This is a genomic window from Capnocytophaga sputigena, assembly GCF_900446695.1.
Classification (GTDB): Bacteria; Bacteroidota; Bacteroidia; order Flavobacteriales; family Flavobacteriaceae; genus Capnocytophaga; species Capnocytophaga sputigena.
Genome location: NZ_UAVP01000011.1, coordinates 137,353 through 157,026 on the forward strand (window position 1 = coordinate 137,353; position 19,674 = coordinate 157,026).

The following is a 19,674-nucleotide window of genomic DNA, read 5'->3' on the forward strand; positions in this document are numbered from 1 at the left end:
TTTTACTTTTCTAATTGTTTAGCTTTCTCTATTGTAATGCGTTTTTTCTGATAAAATGCTATAATATAAGCATCTTTATAGCCTTTTTTTTTTGCTTTGTTTAGTAAATCAAGTGCGTCTCGGTGTTTAGATGCATTTCCATAATAATACACATATACATTTCCATCTTTTTCTGCAGATATAGGAGAGAGTCCTTTGAAGTTAAAAGGTTTAGTTTCTAATTTCTTAGGACTTGAAGAAATCTGTATTTTATAACTCAACTCATTGTTGTTTATTCTATTATTAGTAATGACTTGTTTTGAGCCTCTCCCTCTTACTTGAGAAACACTATCATCTGGTGCAATATAAGAGCTTTTACCTTGTACCCACTTTTTATAAGCAAGAATCGCTTCTGCTATATTTTCAGCGAACTCTTCTTGTCCTTTAGGCGAAGTGAGAAACTTGCGTTCTTCATTATTAGTCAAAAAAGCAGTTTCTATTAGGATACTAGGCATATAAGTTTGATGTAGTACAATAAACCCTGCTTGTCTCACTCCTCTATTAGTACGTTTCATAACTCCTGTAAGTTGATTTTGTACTATTTTAGCCAGCTGAATACTCTGTTCTAAAAATTCCTCTTGCATAATAGAAACACCTATCACTGATTCTGGAGAGTTGATGTTGTATTTAGCGTATTTCTTTTTGTAATCTTCTTCTAAATAAATTACTGAGTTTTCGGCTTTAGCAACCTCAAAGTTTTGCTCATTGGCGTGTAGCCCTAATACATAGGTTTCTGCTCCATCTACTTGAGTTTCGTGAGCATTACAATGTACAGAAACAAACACATCAGCTTTATTTCTATTGGCAATAGCACCACGTTCATAAAGATCAATCAACTCATCGGTTTTACGTGTGTAGATAACCTTTATATCAGGATAGGCTTCTAACTTTTTGCCTACTAATAATACTATTTTAAGTACTACATCTTTTTCGTAAATGTTTTTATTTACTACCTTGCCAGGGTCTTTACCTCCGTGCCCAGCATCTAAAACTACTTTAAATACAGGTGTTTTTTGAGATAGTCCCAACATTGGTAATGTACATAGTACCCATAAGAAGATATAATGGACAAATTTCATCAATTCTTACATTTTCATTTAATAGGCGGCAAAGGTAAGATTTTTACCTTAATACACCAAAATTGAACAGATATTTAACTGATTATTAACGATTGAAATTCTTCTTCACTAATCATTTTCACTCCTAATTGTTCAGCTTTCTCTTTTTTGCTAGGTCCCATATTATCGCCTACTATCACGTAATTAGTTTTTGATGAGATAGATGACCCTACTTTACCTCCGTGTTGTTCAATGAGGGCTTTTAGTTCATCGCGAGAATATAAGTGAAAGACTCCAGAAACTACAAAAGTAAGTCCTTTAAGGGTATCTGTATGTCCTTCAGTAGATTCCTCTGAAAGAGCAAATTGCAATCCATAGCTTTTGAGTCTATCAATAAGTTTACGGTTATAGTCGTCTGCAAAGAAATTTACTACACTGGTAGCTATTTGGTTGCCTATTTCGTCTACTTCTACTAATTGTTCTATCGTAGCATTTTCGAGCGCTTCAATATTTTTATAGTGACGTGCCAGCTTCTTGGCAACAGTCTCACCTACATATCTAATTCCTAAAGCAAAAAGTACGCGTTCAAAAGGTATTTCTTTTGATTTTTGAATACCTTTTACAATATTCTCAGCACTCTTTTGTGCCATACGTTCTAAAGGTAACAATTTCTCTACTGTTACCTCATAGAGATCAGCATAAGTATGGATAATACCAGCACGGAAGAGTTGTTCTACAGTCTCTTCACCTAAGCCTTCTATATCCATTGCTTTACGTGAGATAAAATGTTGTATTTTACCTGTAATTTGGGGTGGACAGCTATAGGTATTAGGACAATAGTGTTGCGCTTCACCTTCGTTACGTATTAACTCAGTACTACATTCAGGACAATGGGTGATATATTGCACGGGTTGAGCATCAGCCTCACGCTTATCTAAGTTCACTCCTACAATTTTAGGGATAATTTCTCCTCCTTTTTCTACATATACCGAGTCTCCTATGCGAATATCGAGTTTTTCAATCTGGTCAGCATTATGTAATGAAGCACGCTTTACTACAGTTCCCGCTAATAACACGGGTTTGAGATTTGCCACTGGAGTAATAGCTCCTGTACGCCCCACTTGGTAGGAAATACTCTCTAAAATAGTGTCTACTTGTTCTGCTTTGAACTTGTAAGCCATTGCCCAACGCGGTGATTTTGAGGTATATCCTAACTCTTCTTGCTGGGCAATACTATCTACCTTTATCACTACTCCATCTGTTTCATAAGGTAAAGTGTGACGTTTGGTATCCCATTCGTTGATAAAGTCCATTACTTCGGCAGTAGAATGGCACAATTTGGAAATATTAGGTACTTTAAAGCCCCATTCGCGCGCTTTTTCTAAACTCTCAAACTGACTCTTTACACCTGTGTTCCCTACCAAAAAGTACAACAAGCAATCTAAACCTCGTTTAGCAACCTCGGCAGTATCTTGCAATTTGAGACTACCACTGGCGGTGTTACGAGGGTTCATAAAAGGGTCTTCGCCAGCTGCTATACGTTCCTTATTGAGGTTTTCAAAGGCTTTTTTAGGCATTACTATCTCTCCGCGAATATAAAAACGTTCCGGATAATCGCCTTTGAGTTGCAAGGGTACTGAACGAATTGTACGCACATTAGCGGTAATATCGTCACCTTGAATACCATCACCACGAGTAGTAGCTTGTTTAAGCTTGCCGTTTTCGTATAATAAATCTATAGAAGCACCATCGTATTTCAGTTCACAAGTAAAATTGATTTGGTCACTTCCCAATGTTTTAATAATACGTTGTTCCCATTCCTCTAAGTCTTCTTTAGAATAAGAGTTATCTAAGGAATACATACGATATTCGTGTACTACAGTGGGGAAACTTTTAGTTATAGTTCCTCCCACACGTACAGTAGGTGAATTCTCATCATAAAACTCAGGATGTGCTTGCTCAAGAGCTTGCAACTCTTTAAGTTTTTGGTCAAACTCATAATCCGAAATTGTAGGATTATCTAGTATATAGTAGTTATAATTGTGTTGATTAAGCTCTTCACGAAGCTGTTGTATCTTTTCTTTCATAGCATAGTTATTAAATAATTGTCTATGTAGTTCACATTTATCTTAGTACTCTATCAGGTTCTTTGTTTTTCTCCCACTTCAAATCTGAAAGCATTGAAGCTTTGATACCAATAAAGAAGTACCATGAGCTACGATAACCAAAGGGGGTAAATTGAAAACTCATACGAAAACTGTTCAGATCGCGTTCAAAACGTACTTGAGTATAGGTGAAACCTTGATTTACAAAATCATAACCACTGGAAAGCCCCACTTGCCACTTAGGTGTAAGTGATACATTCCCTGAGAACATTAGAGAATTATTAGATATAGTACTTTCACGTGCTTGATTACTATAAGTAAGTGAGTGTGCAAGAGTAATATCCCAAGGTATAGCCGCTTTGTAGTAGGTTTTTTTCTCTTCTTTATCTTCGCTTTCTTTGCGGTTCTTATCCATATCTTGCACTTCACTTAGTGGTTTTGATGAGCCAAAGAGATCATCTGTACGACCTCCAGCTACAGTGCCTGTCTGTTTGTTTTTGTCTTTATTTTTATCCTTTTTATCTTTGTTTGAGAATGAATAATTAGTAGAAATATTGGCATTAGTAAGTCTAAAGAGACTACCTCCATTATTGATATTCCATTTCTCCATTTGTCGTCCATTGTTGTCTATTGCATAAGGATTTAGAGTAGCTCCAAAATTTACTCCAAGTTTATTGTTGAAAAATGAAGTCCCTCCTGTAATATTTAGAGGACTAAATTGTTTAGTGATTACATTATAATTAGAACTAAAGTTTAGACTATTCAAGAGCATTACCTTTTTCGGTTCAGCATCAGTGCTATCTTTTTGTTTCACTTTGGCTTCAAAGGTATTTGCAAGTGAGAACCCTATCGATTGTGACTCACCCAAACTTGGCGTACCGTAGATACCCCCCTCAAAACGCGTGTATTGTGAGCGGTTACCATAAGCATCCGAAATGTAATAATCATAATATTGGTCAAAAGAAGGATTATAACCATAACTTACCGAGGGTCGCATTACGTGACGAATAGCTTGAATTTTAGCATTCTTACCAAAACGAAAAGTACCATAGATGGTTGTACCAAGACTCGCCCCGAGGTTGTACGTCATAAAGCGGTCAAAACCACTGAGAGTATCAATTCCTACCTTACCAGTATTACTATTAAAGTCTTTGCGGCGAATTGTTTTAAACTGCCACGTTTCGTTCAAAGAAGAATTTAACCCCAAGGTAACATACTTAAATAGTTTAGCTGTTGTGCTCATAGGTATAGAGTGTCGTACTCCATTCTTAGCATCATCAAACATCTTTTTGCTAAAAAATAAGCTGTCATAAGTTGCAAATCGATTGTCAGCTTGCATACTGTATTGAAAATTCAAACTCTTGATAAGTCCTTTCTTTGCTTGCCCTTCACGAGCAAAAGGGTAAATGCGTTCCATACTTGCACGCATTGAAGGTAAGGTCATATCAATACTTTTGGTATTCGTATTTTGTGAATGTGATGCCGATAGTGATAAGTTAATTGAAGGATATGCTGGAAACGTCTTGGAATACGAGATAGACGACATCATCGTGTTGTTTAAAAAGTTCGACGTGTTCACTTGATTGTAGGATTCTTGGTAATACCTACTATTACTTGATAAATTTACTGAAGCCGAAAAATTAGAATTAGGATTGGCTTTCCCATCTTTGGAATGCGACCATTGTATGTTATACATACGGCTACCTGAATAATCAGGTAACCCCTTCATACTATAGATGTTATTCTCGAAAGAAAGATTAAAACTTCCCGAATACTTATATCGTTTCACATAAGCCGATTGAGCCCTAAGACCATAGCTGCCATTAGTATAATAGTCACCTGTAAGTGAAAGATCAAAATTATCGCTAATCACAAAATAATAACCTATATTTTGTAAGAAATAACCACGGTTATTCACTTCTCCAAAAGTAGGGAAGATAAGTCCTGAAGAACGTCCTGATACCATAGGATAATAAGCAAAAGGAATAGCTAAAGGGGTAGGAATATCCACGATATACATATTGCTAAACCCCGCAATAATCTTTTTCTTAGGTACAAACTTCGCTTTGCGTACTTTGATGTAATAATCAGGATCGTCAAGGTCTTCAGCAGTAGTGATAATTGCATTTCTCATAAAGTAAGTAGAGTCATTCTCCTTTTTTATGATCTCACCTTTTATATTATTTTCGTCCTGCTTGGTATAAGCATTGCGGATAATCGCCTTCTGGTTACGATAGTTAAAGCGAATAGAATCAGGCTCTATCACATCACTACCCTGCTTAAATACAGGATGTTGACTATATTCTCCTAAACTATCTTTCAAACGTCCAGCATACACCTCTCCTTTCTCATAATTAATCACATCTACGCCTGCTGTAATGTCAATATCAGTATATTGCACATTAGTTTCATTATACAAGATGATTTCATTCTTTACCCTATTGAACACAATACTATCCTTAGCTTTGTATTTCACTATATCTTCCAAAGTATTCTTAGGTTTCTTAATAGTATCGTTTTTAAGGGAGTCTTTAGCCTTTCCTGAAGTCTTTTTGGGCTTGATACGTCGTCCACGACGGTCATTCTTAGGCTCTATAGTGTCTTTTTTAATAGTATCGCGTGCTACCCAAGGATAGGTATAGTTAAAACCACCTGTCCTAAAGGCAAATGATTCAGCATACCAAAAGCAACAGCTTACTACTAACAAGCTGATAATAAAAGCGAGTTGACGTTTATAGTGTAACAAAGTTTTTCCGAATATAGTTTTATTGAGGCGACAAAAATACAACTTTTTTTTGAAATGCCAAGAACTATATCGCAACTTACTATAGGAAATGCCTCTACTAGCCTCCAAAACTGCCATTTATTAGTCTCTTTTACTTAAATTATCATATTCATAACGAAATCGCCTTTTTATTAAATTTTCCGCAATAACTGTAATAACGAATAATGAACGAACAAAGAACGAACAATAAAAGAAGAAAATACATACTTTACTTATTGACGAATACTTAACAAATTGAACAAATCATTGATAATAATGTAAAACTAAAAATATTTGAACACTACTTGTTTTATTACCTATCACCTAAAAAAATCTCTCTCTTCATTCATAATTCCTAATTATTTTGTACTTTTGCCCTTACTTTAACAAAGTAAATGATGATGACTCTCAAAAATATCAAAGTATTTATTAAAAAATCCCTTGTTTTCAAGATTTTAGCCTTTGTCATAGCCTTAGTGCTTATCTTGCAAGTATTCCCCGAAAAAGCAAAATTCAAATACGAATTTCGCAAGGGTGAACTTTGGCAACACGACAATCTATATGCTCCTTTTGATTTCCCCCTAAAAAAAACAGAGCAACAAATAAACTCTGAAAAACAACAAATTACCAATCAATCTACCGTTTATTACAAACAAGATACAACTGCCTTTATAAGTGCTAAACAGAAGTTTGAACAGAAAAAAAATAGCTATTTCAATCAATTGTCTAAACACAAAAAAGAGCTTTTACTCGACAAAGCTGAAACATTTTTAACTGAAAGCTATCACAATGGGATAATGCTCAACCCTCCTGTGTTCAAAACTTCCGAAATCGCAATTATCAAGCAAAACAACCAAATTATTGAGGTCTCAGCCTCTCGCGTATTATACCTTCAACAGCTAAATAATGCCATTAAAAACTATTTCAATACAGCTCCTTACAACGAACATCTCAAAAATTACTACGACCTTTTCTTTGATATCCTCACCCCTAATCTTGTAATCGACCAAAATTTTACCCAAAAAGCCCTAAATCAAAACCTCAAAGAGATTGTCTATACGCGTGGATGGGTGAACAAAGGAAAACTTATCATTGCCAAAGGTGAATTGGTAGAAGGTGAAAAACTAAACACTCTCTTATCTCTTAAAGAAGAATATGAGACTCAAACGTGGAGTCAAAATAACTATAATTGGTCGCTCTCAGGTTATTACACATTAGTAGCTATGGTATTGATACTAATGGCTTTATACTTAAAAATATACGAAAAGAAGATATACAAAAGCAACCTCAAATTGAGCGTTATCTTGCTCAATATGCTCACGATGATTCTTTTCGTCGGACTCATCTCTCGCTATTTTCCCGATTATATCTATATTGTCCCCGTAGGAATGATGGTGCTCATTCTCAAGTCGTTTTTCGATTTGCGTACCGTCCTCTTTGTATATATCAGCACCATACTCATCACGGGCTTCATTGTGCCCAATAGCTTCCAGTTTGTGTTCATACAAATTGTAGCTGCTATGGCTATCATCCTCACTCCTAAGGGAATGCACTACCGATTGAGTAGTTTTGTATCAGCGGGACTCATCACGGCTGCCTATTTAATTATTTATATCGCTTTCCATACCATTACCGAAGGAACTCTCAAAGGGCTCGATATCTCTCTGCTTACTCTTTTCATTCTCAATGGTATAGGAATCTTATTTTCACAACCTTTTACCTATATCTATGAACGTACTTTTGGCTTAGTTTCCGATGTCTCTCTCTTGGAACTTTCCGACACGAACACCAAACTTTTGCGCCAACTCTCCGAAAAAGCTCCTGGTACTTTCCAACACTCTATGCAGGTGGCAAATCTTGCCGAAGCTGCTGCTGCCGAAATTGGTGCTAATACGCTATTGGTACGTGTAGGAGCACTATATCACGACATAGGTAAGATGGAAAATCCTATTTATTTTACTGAAAACCAAAAAACAAGCCTCAACCCTCACGACCAGCTCACTCCTGAACAAAGTGCTAAGGTGATTATCAAACACGTTGCCGATGGTGTCGAACTCGCTCATAAAAACAAACTGCCTAAACGCATCATCGATTTCATCAAAACTCATCACGGACGCAGTCTTACCTATTATTTCTATCGCAAAGCCTTAGATCTAAATCCCGAAGGCACTAAAGAAGAAGATTTCCGCTACCCAGGTCCTATTCCTTTCTCCAAAGAAACAGCTATACTGATGATGGCTGATTCGGTGGAAGCCGCTACCAAAAGTCTTAAAAACCCTACTTTTGAAGCTCTCAATGAGTTCGTCGATCGTATCATCAAAAAACAATTAGATGACAATCAATTTGCTAATTCCGATATATCTTTCAAAGAAATCGAAGCTATCAAACGCATATTTAAAAACAAACTCACCAATATCTACCACGTGCGTATCGAATACCCCGAGTAATTGGCACTCTTATTAACATCCGATTCTCCTAGACTCTCCAAGTCTCTCCGAGATTCTAAAAATCTAAAATAAACATCAAAAAAATATGAAACACTACTTTGTATTATTTTCGCTAATATCAACAATGGCAATAGCACAAAACCAAACGCCTACCGTCGAAGTTGTAGGCGAAGGTATCGTATATGCAACCCCCGATATGGTAAATATCTCTATCAGTATCGAAAAAGAAGGGCTTGATTTGAAGAACCTCCGACAAAAGAACGGCGAAGCTGTAGCTCAAGTATTACAACTTTTGAGTAAGGAACTCCCTATGGAGAATTTCCAAACCAGCTATGTATCTCTTTATAAAGACGATTATAACAAACTGAATAAATATCGTGTCGTGCAAAATATCAATATCAAATTAGAAGATATCAGCAAGTACGATAACTTGATGAATGCTATTTTCGATGCAGGAGTAAACCGAATTGACGGCATCAGTTTTGGAGTAAAAAACAAAGAAAAACTCTTACAAGAAGCCCGCGTAGCTGCTATTGACGATGCCCGTAAAAAAGCCCTGCTCTACGCAGTAAGTTTAGATCAGAACATTGGCAAAGCTATCAAAATCAAGGAATTAAACTCTCATTTCAATGATATACAACCCGTTGAAAGAATGAGCAAAATGAGTTTAGGAAGCCCCGCCAACGGAAGTGATAATACTTTAGCCGTAGGTAAAATAGCTATAGAAGCTCAAGTAAATGTAGCATTCGAACTTTTAAAATAAATTCACTATGGGAACACAAGAAATTATAGCCTATATTTTAGTAGCAATAGCAGCTGTTTTCTTAGTAAAAAAATTGTTTTTTAACAAAAAGAAAGGCTGTTCTGGAGGCGCTAATTGCAACTGCGGACACTAAATAATTAAAAAAAATGCTATTTCACAAATTTGCTAATTGACAAATTATTCGTACCTTTGCGCCCTCAATTTTAAAAAATATAAATTATATCTATGACCGCTATTAGAAATATAGCTATTATTGCCCACGTTGACCACGGAAAAACTACCCTCGTTGATAAAATCTTGCACCATTGTGCACTCTTTCGCGACAATCAAGATTCAGGCGAACTGATATTAGATAATAACGACCTCGAACGCGAACGCGGTATTACCATCCTCTCTAAAAACGTATCTGTTGTTTATAAAGACATCAAAATCAACATCATCGATACCCCTGGTCACGCCGACTTTGGTGGTGAGGTTGAACGTGTCCTCAATATGGCTGATGGCGTACTTCTATTAGTAGATGCCTTTGAAGGTCCTATGCCTCAAACGCGCTTTGTACTCCAAAAAGCTATCGAAATGAAGTTGAAACCTATTGTGGTAATCAACAAAGTCGATAAAGAAAACTGTACACCTGATGAGGTACACGAAGCTGTATTCGACCTGATGTTTGAACTCGGTGCCGAAGATTGGCAACTCGATTTCCCTACTGTCTATGGTTCAGCTAAACAAAACTGGATGTCTGAAGACTGGCACAAAAAAACAGATAGCATCGCTCCTCTACTCGATATGGTGGTAGAGCACATCCCTGCTCCTCAAATTGAAGAAGGTAGCTTGCAAATGCTCATCACTTCTCTTGATTATTCTACCTTTACAGGTCGTATCGCTATCGGTCGCTTGCACCGTGGTATCCTAAAAGCTGGTATGAATATTTCATTAGTGAAACGTGATGGAAGTATTGTAAAATCTAAAATTAAAGAACTACACTTATTTGATGGTTTAGGGCGTAAAAAAGTAGAGGAAGTACAAGCAGGCGACATTTGTGCGATTGCTGGCTTAGAAGGCTTTGAAATTGGTGACACCATCGCCGATTATGAAAATCCCGAAGCACTTCCTACTATCGCTATTGATGAACCTACAATGAGTATGCTCTTCACTATCAACGATTCTCCTTTCTTCGGTAAGGACGGTAAGTTCGTAACCTCTCGCCATATCAAAGAACGTTTGGAACGCGAATTAGAGAAAAACCTCGCTTTACGTGTAGAACCTACCGATAGTGCCGATAAGTTTATTGTTTATGGTCGTGGGGTATTACACCTCTCAGTGCTCATCGAAACAATGCGCCGTGAAGGTTACGAATTACAAATAGGTCAGCCTCAAGTAATTATCAAAGAAATCGATGGTGTAAAATGTGAACCTGTAGAAGAACTCACAATCGATTTACCTGAGAACGTAAGTGGTAAAGCCGTCGATTTGGTAACCCTTCGTAAAGGTGAAATGCTAAGTATGGAGCCTAAAGGTGAACGTATGATTATCAAGTTCATCATTCCTTCTCGCGGTATCATCGGTTTGCGTAACCAATTGCTTACAGCTACTGCTGGTGAAGCTATTATCCACCACCGTTTCTTGGAATTCCAACCTTTCAAAGGTGAAATCGCAGGGCGTATCAATGGGTCGCTCATCTCTATGGAACAAGGTACTGCTATCCCCTACTCTCTCGATAAATTGCAAGACCGTGGTAAATTCTTCATCTTCCCAGGTGAAGATATCTATACAGGACAAGTAATTGGCGAAAACTCTCGTAGTGGAGATATTGTTGTGAATGTTACGAAGACTAAAAAACTTACAAACGTACGTGCTGCTGGTTCTGATGAAAAAGTGAGGTTAGCACCCCCTATTAAGTTTTCATTAGAAGAAGCTTTGGAATATATCCAAAAAGACGAATACGTTGAAGTAACACCAAAAAATATGCGCTTGCGTAAAATCTACTTAGATGAAAATGAACGCAAACGCCACGAAAAAGAGTTTAAATAATTAAGCAAATATTTTCTAAAAACAAAAGAGGTTGCCCAATATTGAGCAACCTCTTTTTTATTTTTAATTGTTAATTTTTAATTGTTTAATTGTTTTATTGTTTCCTCCACAGTCTTGTCATAGTCAATCCCTAAACCTTCTTGTTGCGATACCAATTCTCCTTTCTTGTTAAACACACTGATGATGTTAGAATGCGAGAAATCCACTGGCGATATTTGCTTGTAGTTCACGGCAAGTACTGCAGCAAACTCTCGTGTTTGTTCTTCATTAGAACGAAGGAATAGCCACTGTTCGTCGTCCATTTGCCTTTCTTTGGCAAAGGCTTTTAAGTGCTCTGGCGTATCCGTCTCGGGATCTATACTCACCAAAAGATATTTCACTTGTTTGCGTTTATCTCCAGCTTGTTCATCTACGCGCTTGCGTATTTCGCGCATATCTTTAATAAGGATAGGACAAGCGGTCTTGCAAGAGGTGTAGATCATTACCACCACCAATACATTCCCTTTGAGGTCTTTAAGCTCTATGTTATCCCCATTCTGGGTCGTCCATACCGCTGGCAAGTGATATACTGATAAGTCCGAAAAACTATCAGTCGTCTTTGCAGCAGTGCTATCTGCCACTGCTTTTGTATTTGTTGTAGCAGTGTTGCTATTGTGGTTATTACAATTGAGTAATAACAAACTCAGTAAAATAAAATATAGTGTTTTCATTAATAGTAATTTTTTCTAAGGTTTATCTTCATTTTATCATATTTTGCTTCTAATATTTCTAAAAATTCCTCCAAAACATCGGCTACATCTTCATAATTCTCATAAAGATATTTATCGTCAATTCCTTGTTCCATAATCCCTTTTATTTCTTTCAATTTAGCTCTTATATATCCATACGAGCTTGTTGTCCCATCATAGTATAGAAATTCTTCTACATATTCTCTCAATATATCATAATCCGCATTAGCTTCTACAATCATAGTCTTGATATAGATATTCACCAATGCTATAATCGTCAGCTCTGCCGATTGTTTATACACCTCTACTATCACATAATTACAGATTTCGTCTATATCGTTATATGACATATTCTTTAAGTTGTCATTATCACCTAATAACAACTCGCAATCTTCTATAACAGCTCTATATTTTGTCTCAATATCTTTCATTATTAAAGCTACCTCCTCTGCATTTCCCAGAGATCCTCAGAGTTCCTCCTATTTTCTTAAAATCTCTCCAAAAATTCTGAAACTCATTTGTCAATTATTATAGTAAGTCAGAATTGGTTTGCAAAATTTTCATCACTACATTTTGCAAAAGTTTTAGGTTTTATCAAAAATGATTACCTGATAATCAATTATTTTTAAAGTATGTTATTTAGGAAAGGCAGCGATAGCTGGGTATATGCTGCAAATGCCCCTAAAAGAAAACTTTTTTATTCACAATCTATTTTTTGTTTAACTATAATTTCGTAAATTTGTATCTCGTCATTCATAATTCGTCATTTATTCCCATTAAGACAAATAGCAATCGCTTTTGCAGCTTGTCCCCCTTCGGGGGTTCGGGGGTTATCTCGTCATTCGTCCCTCGTCATTCGTATTTCGTATCTCGTCATTCGTAACTCGTAATTTATAAAGCACATCTAAACCCCATATTCAGCATCGTATAGTTCGCTTTAAGACTCCCTCTCAGCGCATAACGCATAAAAGCTCCATAGTTAGTAAGGTCGGAAGCATTGAGCGCACTCCCACCACAAAAAAGAGCATCATCTCCTTGCTTGTCTTTGCGCGAGTCGCCCGAGAGTAGCACACTGTTGAAGTCCGCCACCCATTCCCATACCAAGCCGTGCATGTCATACACGCCCCAATAGTTCTTGGGCGTGCTCCCCACTTTCTGTAGGTAGGTTTTGGGTGTTTGCATGCTCCGCACTATATACTCTTGATAATGTTTCTTCTTCCGTGCATCTATACTTTGGGCATCGGCTTGGGCTACGTACTCCCACTCGTCGGTGGTAGGAAGCCGCTTTCCTTCACACTCACAATATTTCTTGGCAGCAAACCACGAAATGTGAGTTACTGGAGCTTGTGCCTCCAGCGGACTAAATTCTAAGTCGCTCTTCCAGTGCGAAAGATAACTCTTCTGCGCAAAGATTCCCTTCACTCGAGAGCGCCGCCACTCGGGGTATTTCTCCAAAAAAGCTTTGTATTGTGCATTGGTCACTGGATATATATCTAGCTGAAAGCTCTTTACATTTACGGGCTTTGTCGCTTTATCCTCCCCTTTCACTCCATACAAAGGCACATAGCTTCCTCCTTTTATCGTTACCATAGGAGTAGAAGTTTGTCCTAGTAGCCATCCACAAAAGCATAAAGTTATTATGTTAATAAGGTATTTTTTCATCATTATCACCCAGTTAACGTTTTTCTCTTACTTTCTTCACTCTTTCAGGGCTTACTACGGTTTTATTGTTCTCCCAGTTGTGATATACGTAGGTGAGCACATCAGCTATTTGTTCTGGGGTAAGTGGTTGAGGAGGCATCATACTGTTGTACTGTTTGCCATTCACAGTAATCCCCCCCGTATGCCCTTTCAATACGGTCTCTATTGCTCTGTCTACATCAGCGTTCAGGTAGTCAGCTTTTGCCAAAGGCGGAAAAGCTCCTTCCAACCCTTGCCCTTGTGCCTGATGACAAGCCACACAAGTACGCTGATACACTTTCTTCCCATCTTCCATCTGTTGTGCCAAAGTCTTATTCCCTGACTCCTGTCCCCTATCTCCTGACACCTGTTCCCTGACACCTGATATCTGTTCCCTGACACCTGTCACCTGATAAGGCACTGCCTCTTGCTTGCCGTAAATAACTGGATTTTCTCTCCCTTGCGCGATGAGTTGCCCTAATGCTCCTTTGTTGAAAGCACGGAAAATAGCGTGGTCTACTAGCGTATATGAACCAGGCACTTCTACTTTGAATTCTACTATAGCTGCCCCTCCTGCAGGAATAACTGTCGTCTGTACATTTTCGTTTACGAGCTTGCCTCCTTCTACCTGCACTCGGTCAAAGATTTCTCCTATCACGTGGAAAGAAGAGATGAGGTTAGGACCTCCATTCCCTACAAAAAGGCGTACCGTTTCACCTGCATTCACCGTGAGGGCTTTATCGCCTGCAATAGCACCTACTTTTCCGTTGAAAAGCACATAATCAGGCTTTTCCGCAAGGGCTTTTTCTTGGCTGAAGGCTTGCAATCCTTGGGTTCCATAGTCTCCTTCGGTATAGAAATCGCCTTGCATCACATAGTATTCCATATCTACTGGGGGCAGACCGCCTTCGGGCTCTACCAATATGAGTCCATACATCCCATTGGCAATATGCAAAGGCACAGGCGCTTGAGCACAATGATATACAAAAAGCCCTGGGTTCAAACATTTAAAAGTGAAGGTGCGTTGCTGCCCTGGGGCTACCAATGATGCATCGGCTCCTCCTCCTGTACCCGTTACTGCGTGAAGGTCAATATTGTGTGCCAATTTGTTATCTGGATGATTTTTAAGTGTAAACGATACTTCATCGCCTACACGAGCCCGAATAAAACTCCCTGGCACAGTACCGCCAAATGTCCAAAAAAGGTATTTAGTACCATCTGCCAATTCGCCTTCTTTTTCTATGATTTCGAGGGTAATACTCAGTTTGGTAGCCTTCCGATTGCCTACTGGGGCAGGTACGAAAGGAGGTGAAGTAAGTTGGGCTACCATTTCCCCTTCTACGGGAATGTCAGCAGTAGAAGTATAAGTAGTTTGTTCATTACAAGCACTTAACAATAAAGAAGCACTCAACAGTAATAAATTGTATTTCATAAAATCTTTTCTTATCATTATATATTTAGTTATATAGAACCAATTAAAATATGAGGCAAATATAATACTTTTTCATCTAATAATCTCTATCCCAATATCGCTTTTTAGTTCCCACTATTCTCCCAGCTCCCATTACTCCCATTAAAACTGCCCGTGCGGCTCGCACCCCACTGCTCTCACCACTAAAGGTCAAACACTGAAGTCCGTTTCACAAAAAACACATCTTTAATTCTCAACAAAGAAGCCAATAATAAATAAACACCAAAACCAGCCCCTAAAGTAGCAAAAGTACCATAAATGAAGAAAATACGCACATCTTTAGCGTGTACACCTAATTTCTCAGCCAATCGAGCCGATACTGCAAAGCCGTATTTCTCTAAAAAAAATCTAAACTTTGAAATCATATCTAATTATTTGTTACCCCTTGTTTGTTTGTCTTAAAAAGTAAAATTATGCCAAGTCCGAAGAAGATGATCAATGAGACAGTCGCATTGCGCATATTATTCGTAAATTGGTCAATGAGTCCATAAATTCCCATCCCTATCACGATTCCTATTTTTTCAGTCACATCGTAAAAACTGAAGAACGAAGTTGTATCTTTAGTATCAGGTAAATAAGCCGAATAAGTAGAGCGAGAAAGCGTTTGTATACCCCCCATCACAAGCCCTACTAAAGTAGCAATGATGTAGAATTGCATCGGTTTGTACACATAATATGAAAGTAAACAAATCCCCACCCATATAGCATTGAGTGCTATCAATACCCCAATATTCCCCCATTTGCGCACAGCAATAACCGTGAGTCGTGCTCCTACTATAGCCACTAATTGAATTATAAGTACACTCACTATCAGTCCTATAGTACTTTCTTCAGAACTTGCCCATTGTATTTCTTGTTCTCCGAAATAGGTAGCTACCAGCATTACGGTTTGCACCCCCATACTATATACAAAAAAAGCAATGAGATACCATTTCAATCGTGGTGAAGTAGTGAGTTGTTGCCATACTTTGCGCAATTCCTTAAACCCATTAAAAAAAATATTTTTTGTAACTTTAGCTCCATTCTTTTTATGTGATGGAAGGTAGTAAAAAGGAATACTACTGAAGCCTATCCACCATATTCCTACAGTGATAAATGAAATCCGCATAGTCGTGAGTGTTGTTTCGGTATTAGTAGTAGTAAAACCTATCCATTCAGGCTTCATTACCATTATCAAATTGAAAATCAATAGCAACACACTCCCCGCATAGCCTAAACTATAACCTTTAGCACTTACTGCGTCATATTGTTCTGGCAAAGCGATATCTGGTAAATAGGAATTGTAGAATACAATACTTCCCCAAAAACCTAACACACCACAAAAATAACAGAATAAACTAAAATAGATATGCTCTAACGAAAACCAGTACAAACCTATACTTGAAAGAGCTCCCATATAGCAAAAAAAGCGCATAAATGTCTTTTTGTTGCCTAAATAATCGGCTATACCACTCAAAATAGGCGAGAGTACCACCACCATAGCAAAAGCCAAAGCTGTTACGAAAGCAATTACCGATGTACTTTTGATTATCATCCCAAAAAGGGCTATATGAGTCAGTCCTGCAGTGCGAAATAATAGTCCGTAAAAAATAGGAAAAATAGTGGATACAATAGTAAGTGAATATACTGAGTTCGCCCAGTCATAGAACGCCCAAGCGTTGAGTAGTTTTTTGTCACCTCTTGCTAATTTGTTCATAGTTTAGTGTTTTTTGCTTCGTTTGCTACTCCATTTCTCAAGTAGATAAATCACCAAAAAGCCTGCTATTCCTAATAGTAATGAAATAAGAATTTGTGGTTCATTATGAGTAATCTCTTTAAAAACACAAGGCGATACGCTCTTTTCCCACACAGCTACAGCATTGCCTTGAGCATCTGTATCCCATTTCAAAACTTCTTTCCAAGGCCATACTTTGTTTAGAGAGCCTACAATAAAACCAGTCAGTCCTGCAAAAGTAAGAGTGCGGTATTTGGCAAACAACCATTTCAGTGCTTTAGAAAAACTCAAAATACCCGTAATTGCTCCTATCCCAAAAATACCTATGAGTTTAAAATTCAACGAACTCAAAGCGTCAAGAACTGTGTGATAAGCTCCTAACAACACTAGTATAAAGGCTCCTGAGATTCCTGGTAATATCATTGCGCAAATAGCCAAAGCACCACAGAAGAAAATAAATATCAAATTCTGGTTACCACCATTCACTAAGGGCGGAATAATCGTAATAAAATAGGCAACTCCCCCCGATATGAGCATCACGAGTATTGTAGCTAAATTCCAACGCTTAATTTCTTTTATCAAAAAAAGCACACTGGCGATCATCAATCCAAAGAAAAAAGCCCATATCATTATAGGTTCATTCTCTAAAAGCCATTTCATTCCTTTGGCAAGCGATAGGATGCTAACCCCTATTCCCGCTAAGAGTGCTACAAAAAAATTACCGTTAATATGCTTCCAAAAAGCTACAATGCCTTCGCTGAACAAAAGTTTAAACGCTTGTAAATTAATCTTGCTAATAGACCCTACAAGCTCTTCATAAATCCCCGATATAAAGGCTATAGTACCCCCAGAAACTCCTGGTACTACATCGGCTGCTCCCATTGCTATTCCTTTGGAAGTGATAAATAAATAATCTAAAAAATTGCGTTTCATAACAATTTATAATGTCTCTTTCTAATTTAAACGGCGCAAAGATAATAATATTTTGCTAATTAATAGTCTATCAGTATTGATTTGTAAATTTTTCGTTTTACACTTTACCAAAGTTTTTGCCCGTGCTGATCTCACCTTTCCCTAAATTAATTTTGATAATCAATTGATTTTAATTGTAGGGGCGTTTTGCAAACGCCCTCACAAAAAGGGTAAAACACCTTATCAGAGTTTTTCTGATGTCCACTGAGTACTTCAAAATTCATTTTTGCATAAATCCATAGAATCTGCACGCAACTTTTGCAACAAAGCTGCCTATTGCGTAATTTAGTATAATATTCCACTTCTGGATTCTCTCCTTCGGGAAAAGTTTGTGATGAAAGCTGCAATTTTTCTAACTATCAAATTTGTTAATTTGCTAATTACTTCGTATCTTTGCAAAATAAAAGCATTTTCTTATGAAAACGGAACATCAATTACATATCAAATATAATGTTTTTAATAGTTTAACCGACCTACCTGAGAAAGCTCAAAATCTGATGAAACAAGCTATAACCACTCGTGAAAAGGCTTATGCTCCTTACTCTAAATTCAAAGTGGGTGCTGCTGTTTTGCTTAAAAATGGACAAACTTTTATAGGTTCTAATCAAGAAAATGCTGCCTACCCTTCAGGTCTTTGTGCCGAAAGAGTAGCTATATATCAGGCTTCTACTCAGTATCCCGATGAGGAAATCGAAATGATTGCAATCTCTGGGTCTGCACAGGATCCTACGGCTCATCCGGTATCGCCTTGTGGAGCTTGCCGCCAATCACTCTCCGAATACGAAACCAAACAAAAAAAACTCATCCCTGTCTATTTTATGGGAGCAGAAGGTGAAATTGTTCAAACTGAATCTATTAAAGATCTCTTACCTTTCCTTTTCGATGGGAGCCTGATGTAATATACGAACAACTAAAAACTATAACGAATGAACTCAGAAGAAATTATTACCTCTGCCAAACAAACTATTACTGAAGAAGCTCAAGCTATTGCTAAACTAATTGATTATATCGACGACGATTTTACTAAGTCAGTACAATATATATTGCAATCCAAAGGTCGTGTAGTGATTACAGGTATAGGTAAAAGTGCCATTATCGCTAATAAAATAGTAGCTACAATGAACTCTACCGGCACTCCCGCTATCTTTATGCATGCCGCCGATGCAATCCACGGTGATTTAGGTATTATACAGCAAGATGATGTAGTAATATGCATCTCTAAAAGTGGTAACACCCCCGAAATAAAAGTGTTAGTACCTTTGCTCAAACGCGGTAATAACAAGTTGATAGCCATTACCTCTAATAAAAACTCTGTCTTAGCACAACAAGCTGATAGTGTGCTTTATGCTCACGTCGATAAAGAGGCTTGCCCTAACAATTTAGCCCCTACTACTAGTACTACGGCTCAATTAGTATTAGGTGATGCGTTGGCAGTTTGTCTGTTGGAAATGAAACATTTTGGCAGTAGTGACTTTGCTAAATACCATCCTGGTGGTGCATTAGGAAAACGTTTATACCTAAAAGTGTCTGATATTGTATCTCATAACCAAAAACCTGAGGTCTCTCCTGATACCGATATTAAAAAGGTAATTGTAGAAATATCTGAAAAAATGCTCGGAGTTACTGCTGTGCTCAATAATCATCAGATAGTTGGAATAGTAACGGATGGCGATATCCGCCGAATGCTTAGTAAAACGGATAGTATCAAAGGGCTTACCGCTAAAGATATAATGAGCGTTAACCCCAAAACTATTGAGGTCGATTGTTTAGCAATTGATGCCCTACACCTGATGGAGAAAAATAAAATCACACAACTGTTAGCAACTAAACAAGGTGAATATGTGGGAATTATACACCTGCATAACCTTATTCAAGAAGGACTTATTTAAAAACTAAGAATAT

General features: G+C 37.6%; 16 protein-coding genes. 6 read left to right on the plus strand and 10 right to left on the minus strand.

Annotated elements, in window-relative coordinates:
• Window positions 1-2: 2 nt before the first annotated feature.
• The 3 genes from DR017_RS12670 to DR017_RS12680 form a co-directional block, all read right to left on the minus strand.
• A complete protein-coding gene (locus DR017_RS12670; RefSeq protein WP_040360847.1) occupies window positions 3-1,118 on the minus strand; it encodes an N-acetylmuramoyl-L-alanine amidase family protein in 1,116 nt (371 codons plus the stop codon).
• A gap of 74 nt (window positions 1,119-1,192) precedes the next feature.
• Entirely contained in the window at window positions 1,193-3,184 is a 1,992-nt protein-coding gene (gene ligA, locus DR017_RS12675; RefSeq protein WP_002678147.1) for an NAD-dependent DNA ligase LigA, read from the minus strand.
• Window positions 3,185-3,221: 37 nt separating this feature from the next.
• The gene (locus DR017_RS12680; RefSeq protein ID WP_050772787.1) at window positions 3,222-5,948 is read right to left on the minus strand and encodes a putative LPS assembly protein LptD; all 2,727 of its coding nucleotides are present in this window, start codon (window positions 5,946-5,948) and stop codon (window positions 3,222-3,224) included.
• 416 nt (window positions 5,949-6,364) lie between these two features.
• Between DR017_RS12680 and DR017_RS12685 the strand changes: the two genes are divergently transcribed.
• The 4 genes from DR017_RS12685 to typA all read left to right on the plus strand — a co-directional run bounded on the left by DR017_RS12685 (window position 6,365) and on the right by typA (window position 11,207).
• The gene (locus DR017_RS12685) at window positions 6,365-8,413 is read left to right on the plus strand and encodes an HD family phosphohydrolase (protein WP_172458411.1); all 2,049 of its coding nucleotides are present in this window, start codon (window positions 6,365-6,367) and stop codon (window positions 8,411-8,413) included.
• 85 nt (window positions 8,414-8,498) lie between these two features.
• On the plus strand, window positions 8,499-9,176 hold the full coding sequence (locus DR017_RS12690; RefSeq protein ID WP_002678114.1) for an SIMPL domain-containing protein: 678 nt from the start codon (window positions 8,499-8,501) through the stop codon (window positions 9,174-9,176).
• Between the two features lie 7 nt (window positions 9,177-9,183).
• A complete protein-coding gene (locus tag DR017_RS12695; RefSeq protein ID WP_002678112.1) occupies window positions 9,184-9,309 on the plus strand; it encodes a FeoB-associated Cys-rich membrane protein in 126 nt (41 codons plus the stop codon).
• A gap of 92 nt (window positions 9,310-9,401) precedes the next feature.
• On the plus strand, window positions 9,402-11,207 hold the full coding sequence (gene typA, locus DR017_RS12700; protein WP_002678025.1) for a translational GTPase TypA: 1,806 nt from the start codon (window positions 9,402-9,404) through the stop codon (window positions 11,205-11,207).
• Window positions 11,208-11,284: 77 nt separating this feature from the next.
• Here the strand turns inward: typA and DR017_RS12705 are convergent, their stop codons facing one another.
• The 7 genes from DR017_RS12705 to DR017_RS12735 form a co-directional block, all read right to left on the minus strand.
• The gene (locus DR017_RS12705; RefSeq protein WP_002678179.1) at window positions 11,285-11,917 is read right to left on the minus strand and encodes an SCO family protein; all 633 of its coding nucleotides are present in this window, start codon (window positions 11,915-11,917) and stop codon (window positions 11,285-11,287) included.
• Window positions 11,917-12,366 (minus strand): hypothetical protein, encoded by a 450-nt coding sequence (locus DR017_RS12710; RefSeq protein ID WP_002678043.1) that lies wholly within the window; start codon window positions 12,364-12,366, stop codon window positions 11,917-11,919. The genes DR017_RS12705 and DR017_RS12710 overlap by 1 nt, the downstream gene beginning before the upstream one ends.
• Before the next feature lie 460 nt (window positions 12,367-12,826).
• Window positions 12,827-13,525, minus strand: coding sequence for a formylglycine-generating enzyme family protein (locus DR017_RS12715; protein WP_002678098.1), 699 nt, complete (start codon window positions 13,523-13,525; stop codon window positions 12,827-12,829).
• Window positions 13,526-13,610: 85 nt separating this feature from the next.
• On the minus strand, window positions 13,611-15,047 hold the full coding sequence (gene nirK, locus DR017_RS12720; RefSeq protein WP_040360871.1) for a copper-containing nitrite reductase: 1,437 nt from the start codon (window positions 15,045-15,047) through the stop codon (window positions 13,611-13,613).
• Between the two features lie 182 nt (window positions 15,048-15,229).
• A complete protein-coding gene (locus DR017_RS12725) occupies window positions 15,230-15,451 on the minus strand; it encodes a hypothetical protein (RefSeq protein WP_002678124.1) in 222 nt (73 codons plus the stop codon).
• Window positions 15,452-15,453: 2 nt separating this feature from the next.
• The gene (locus DR017_RS12730) at window positions 15,454-16,782 is read right to left on the minus strand and encodes an MFS transporter (protein ID WP_002678281.1); all 1,329 of its coding nucleotides are present in this window, start codon (window positions 16,780-16,782) and stop codon (window positions 15,454-15,456) included.
• A gap of 3 nt (window positions 16,783-16,785) precedes the next feature.
• On the minus strand, window positions 16,786-17,733 hold the full coding sequence (locus DR017_RS12735) for a polyprenyl-phosphate transporter (RefSeq protein WP_002678176.1): 948 nt from the start codon (window positions 17,731-17,733) through the stop codon (window positions 16,786-16,788).
• Between the two features lie 455 nt (window positions 17,734-18,188).
• Between DR017_RS12735 and cdd the strand changes: the two genes are divergently transcribed.
• Both cdd and DR017_RS12745 read left to right on the plus strand, forming a co-directional pair.
• Window positions 18,189-18,671 (plus strand): cytidine deaminase, encoded by a 483-nt coding sequence (gene cdd / locus DR017_RS12740; protein ID WP_002678225.1) that lies wholly within the window; start codon window positions 18,189-18,191, stop codon window positions 18,669-18,671.
• 27 nt (window positions 18,672-18,698) lie between these two features.
• The gene (locus tag DR017_RS12745) at window positions 18,699-19,661 is read left to right on the plus strand and encodes a KpsF/GutQ family sugar-phosphate isomerase (protein WP_002678106.1); all 963 of its coding nucleotides are present in this window, start codon (window positions 18,699-18,701) and stop codon (window positions 19,659-19,661) included.
• Window positions 19,662-19,674 lie beyond the last annotated feature (13 nt).

Bases quoted from the DNA above. Each gene is read 5' to 3' on its own strand.
- nirK (WP_040360871.1), bottom strand. From the start codon at position 15,047: ATGAAATACAATTTATTACTGTTGAGTGCTTCTTTATTGTTAAGTGCT.
- DR017_RS12695 (WP_002678112.1), top strand. From the start codon at position 9,184: ATGGGAACACAAGAAATTATAGCCTATATTTTAGTAGCAATAGCAGCT.
- DR017_RS12685 (WP_172458411.1), top strand. From the start codon at position 6,365: ATGATGACTCTCAAAAATATCAAAGTATTTATTAAAAAATCCCTTGTT.
- typA (WP_002678025.1), top strand. From the start codon at position 9,402: ATGACCGCTATTAGAAATATAGCTATTATTGCCCACGTTGACCACGGA.
- DR017_RS12745 (WP_002678106.1), top strand. From the start codon at position 18,699: ATGAACTCAGAAGAAATTATTACCTCTGCCAAACAAACTATTACTGAA.
- DR017_RS12670 (WP_040360847.1), bottom strand. From the start codon at position 1,118: ATGAAATTTGTCCATTATATCTTCTTATGGGTACTATGTACATTACCA.
- DR017_RS12705 (WP_002678179.1), bottom strand. From the start codon at position 11,917: ATGAAAACACTATATTTTATTTTACTGAGTTTGTTATTACTCAATTGT.
- DR017_RS12690 (WP_002678114.1), top strand. From the start codon at position 8,499: ATGAAACACTACTTTGTATTATTTTCGCTAATATCAACAATGGCAATA.
- cdd (WP_002678225.1), top strand. From the start codon at position 18,189: ATGAAAACGGAACATCAATTACATATCAAATATAATGTTTTTAATAGT.
- DR017_RS12710 (WP_002678043.1), bottom strand. From the start codon at position 12,366: ATGAAAGATATTGAGACAAAATATAGAGCTGTTATAGAAGATTGCGAG.
- DR017_RS12725 (WP_002678124.1), bottom strand. From the start codon at position 15,451: ATGATTTCAAAGTTTAGATTTTTTTTAGAGAAATACGGCTTTGCAGTA.
- DR017_RS12735 (WP_002678176.1), bottom strand. From the start codon at position 17,733: ATGAAACGCAATTTTTTAGATTATTTATTTATCACTTCCAAAGGAATA.
- DR017_RS12730 (WP_002678281.1), bottom strand. From the start codon at position 16,782: ATGAACAAATTAGCAAGAGGTGACAAAAAACTACTCAACGCTTGGGCG.
- DR017_RS12715 (WP_002678098.1), bottom strand. From the start codon at position 13,525: ATGGTAACGATAAAAGGAGGAAGCTATGTGCCTTTGTATGGAGTGAAA.
- ligA (WP_002678147.1), bottom strand. From the start codon at position 3,184: ATGAAAGAAAAGATACAACAGCTTCGTGAAGAGCTTAATCAACACAAT.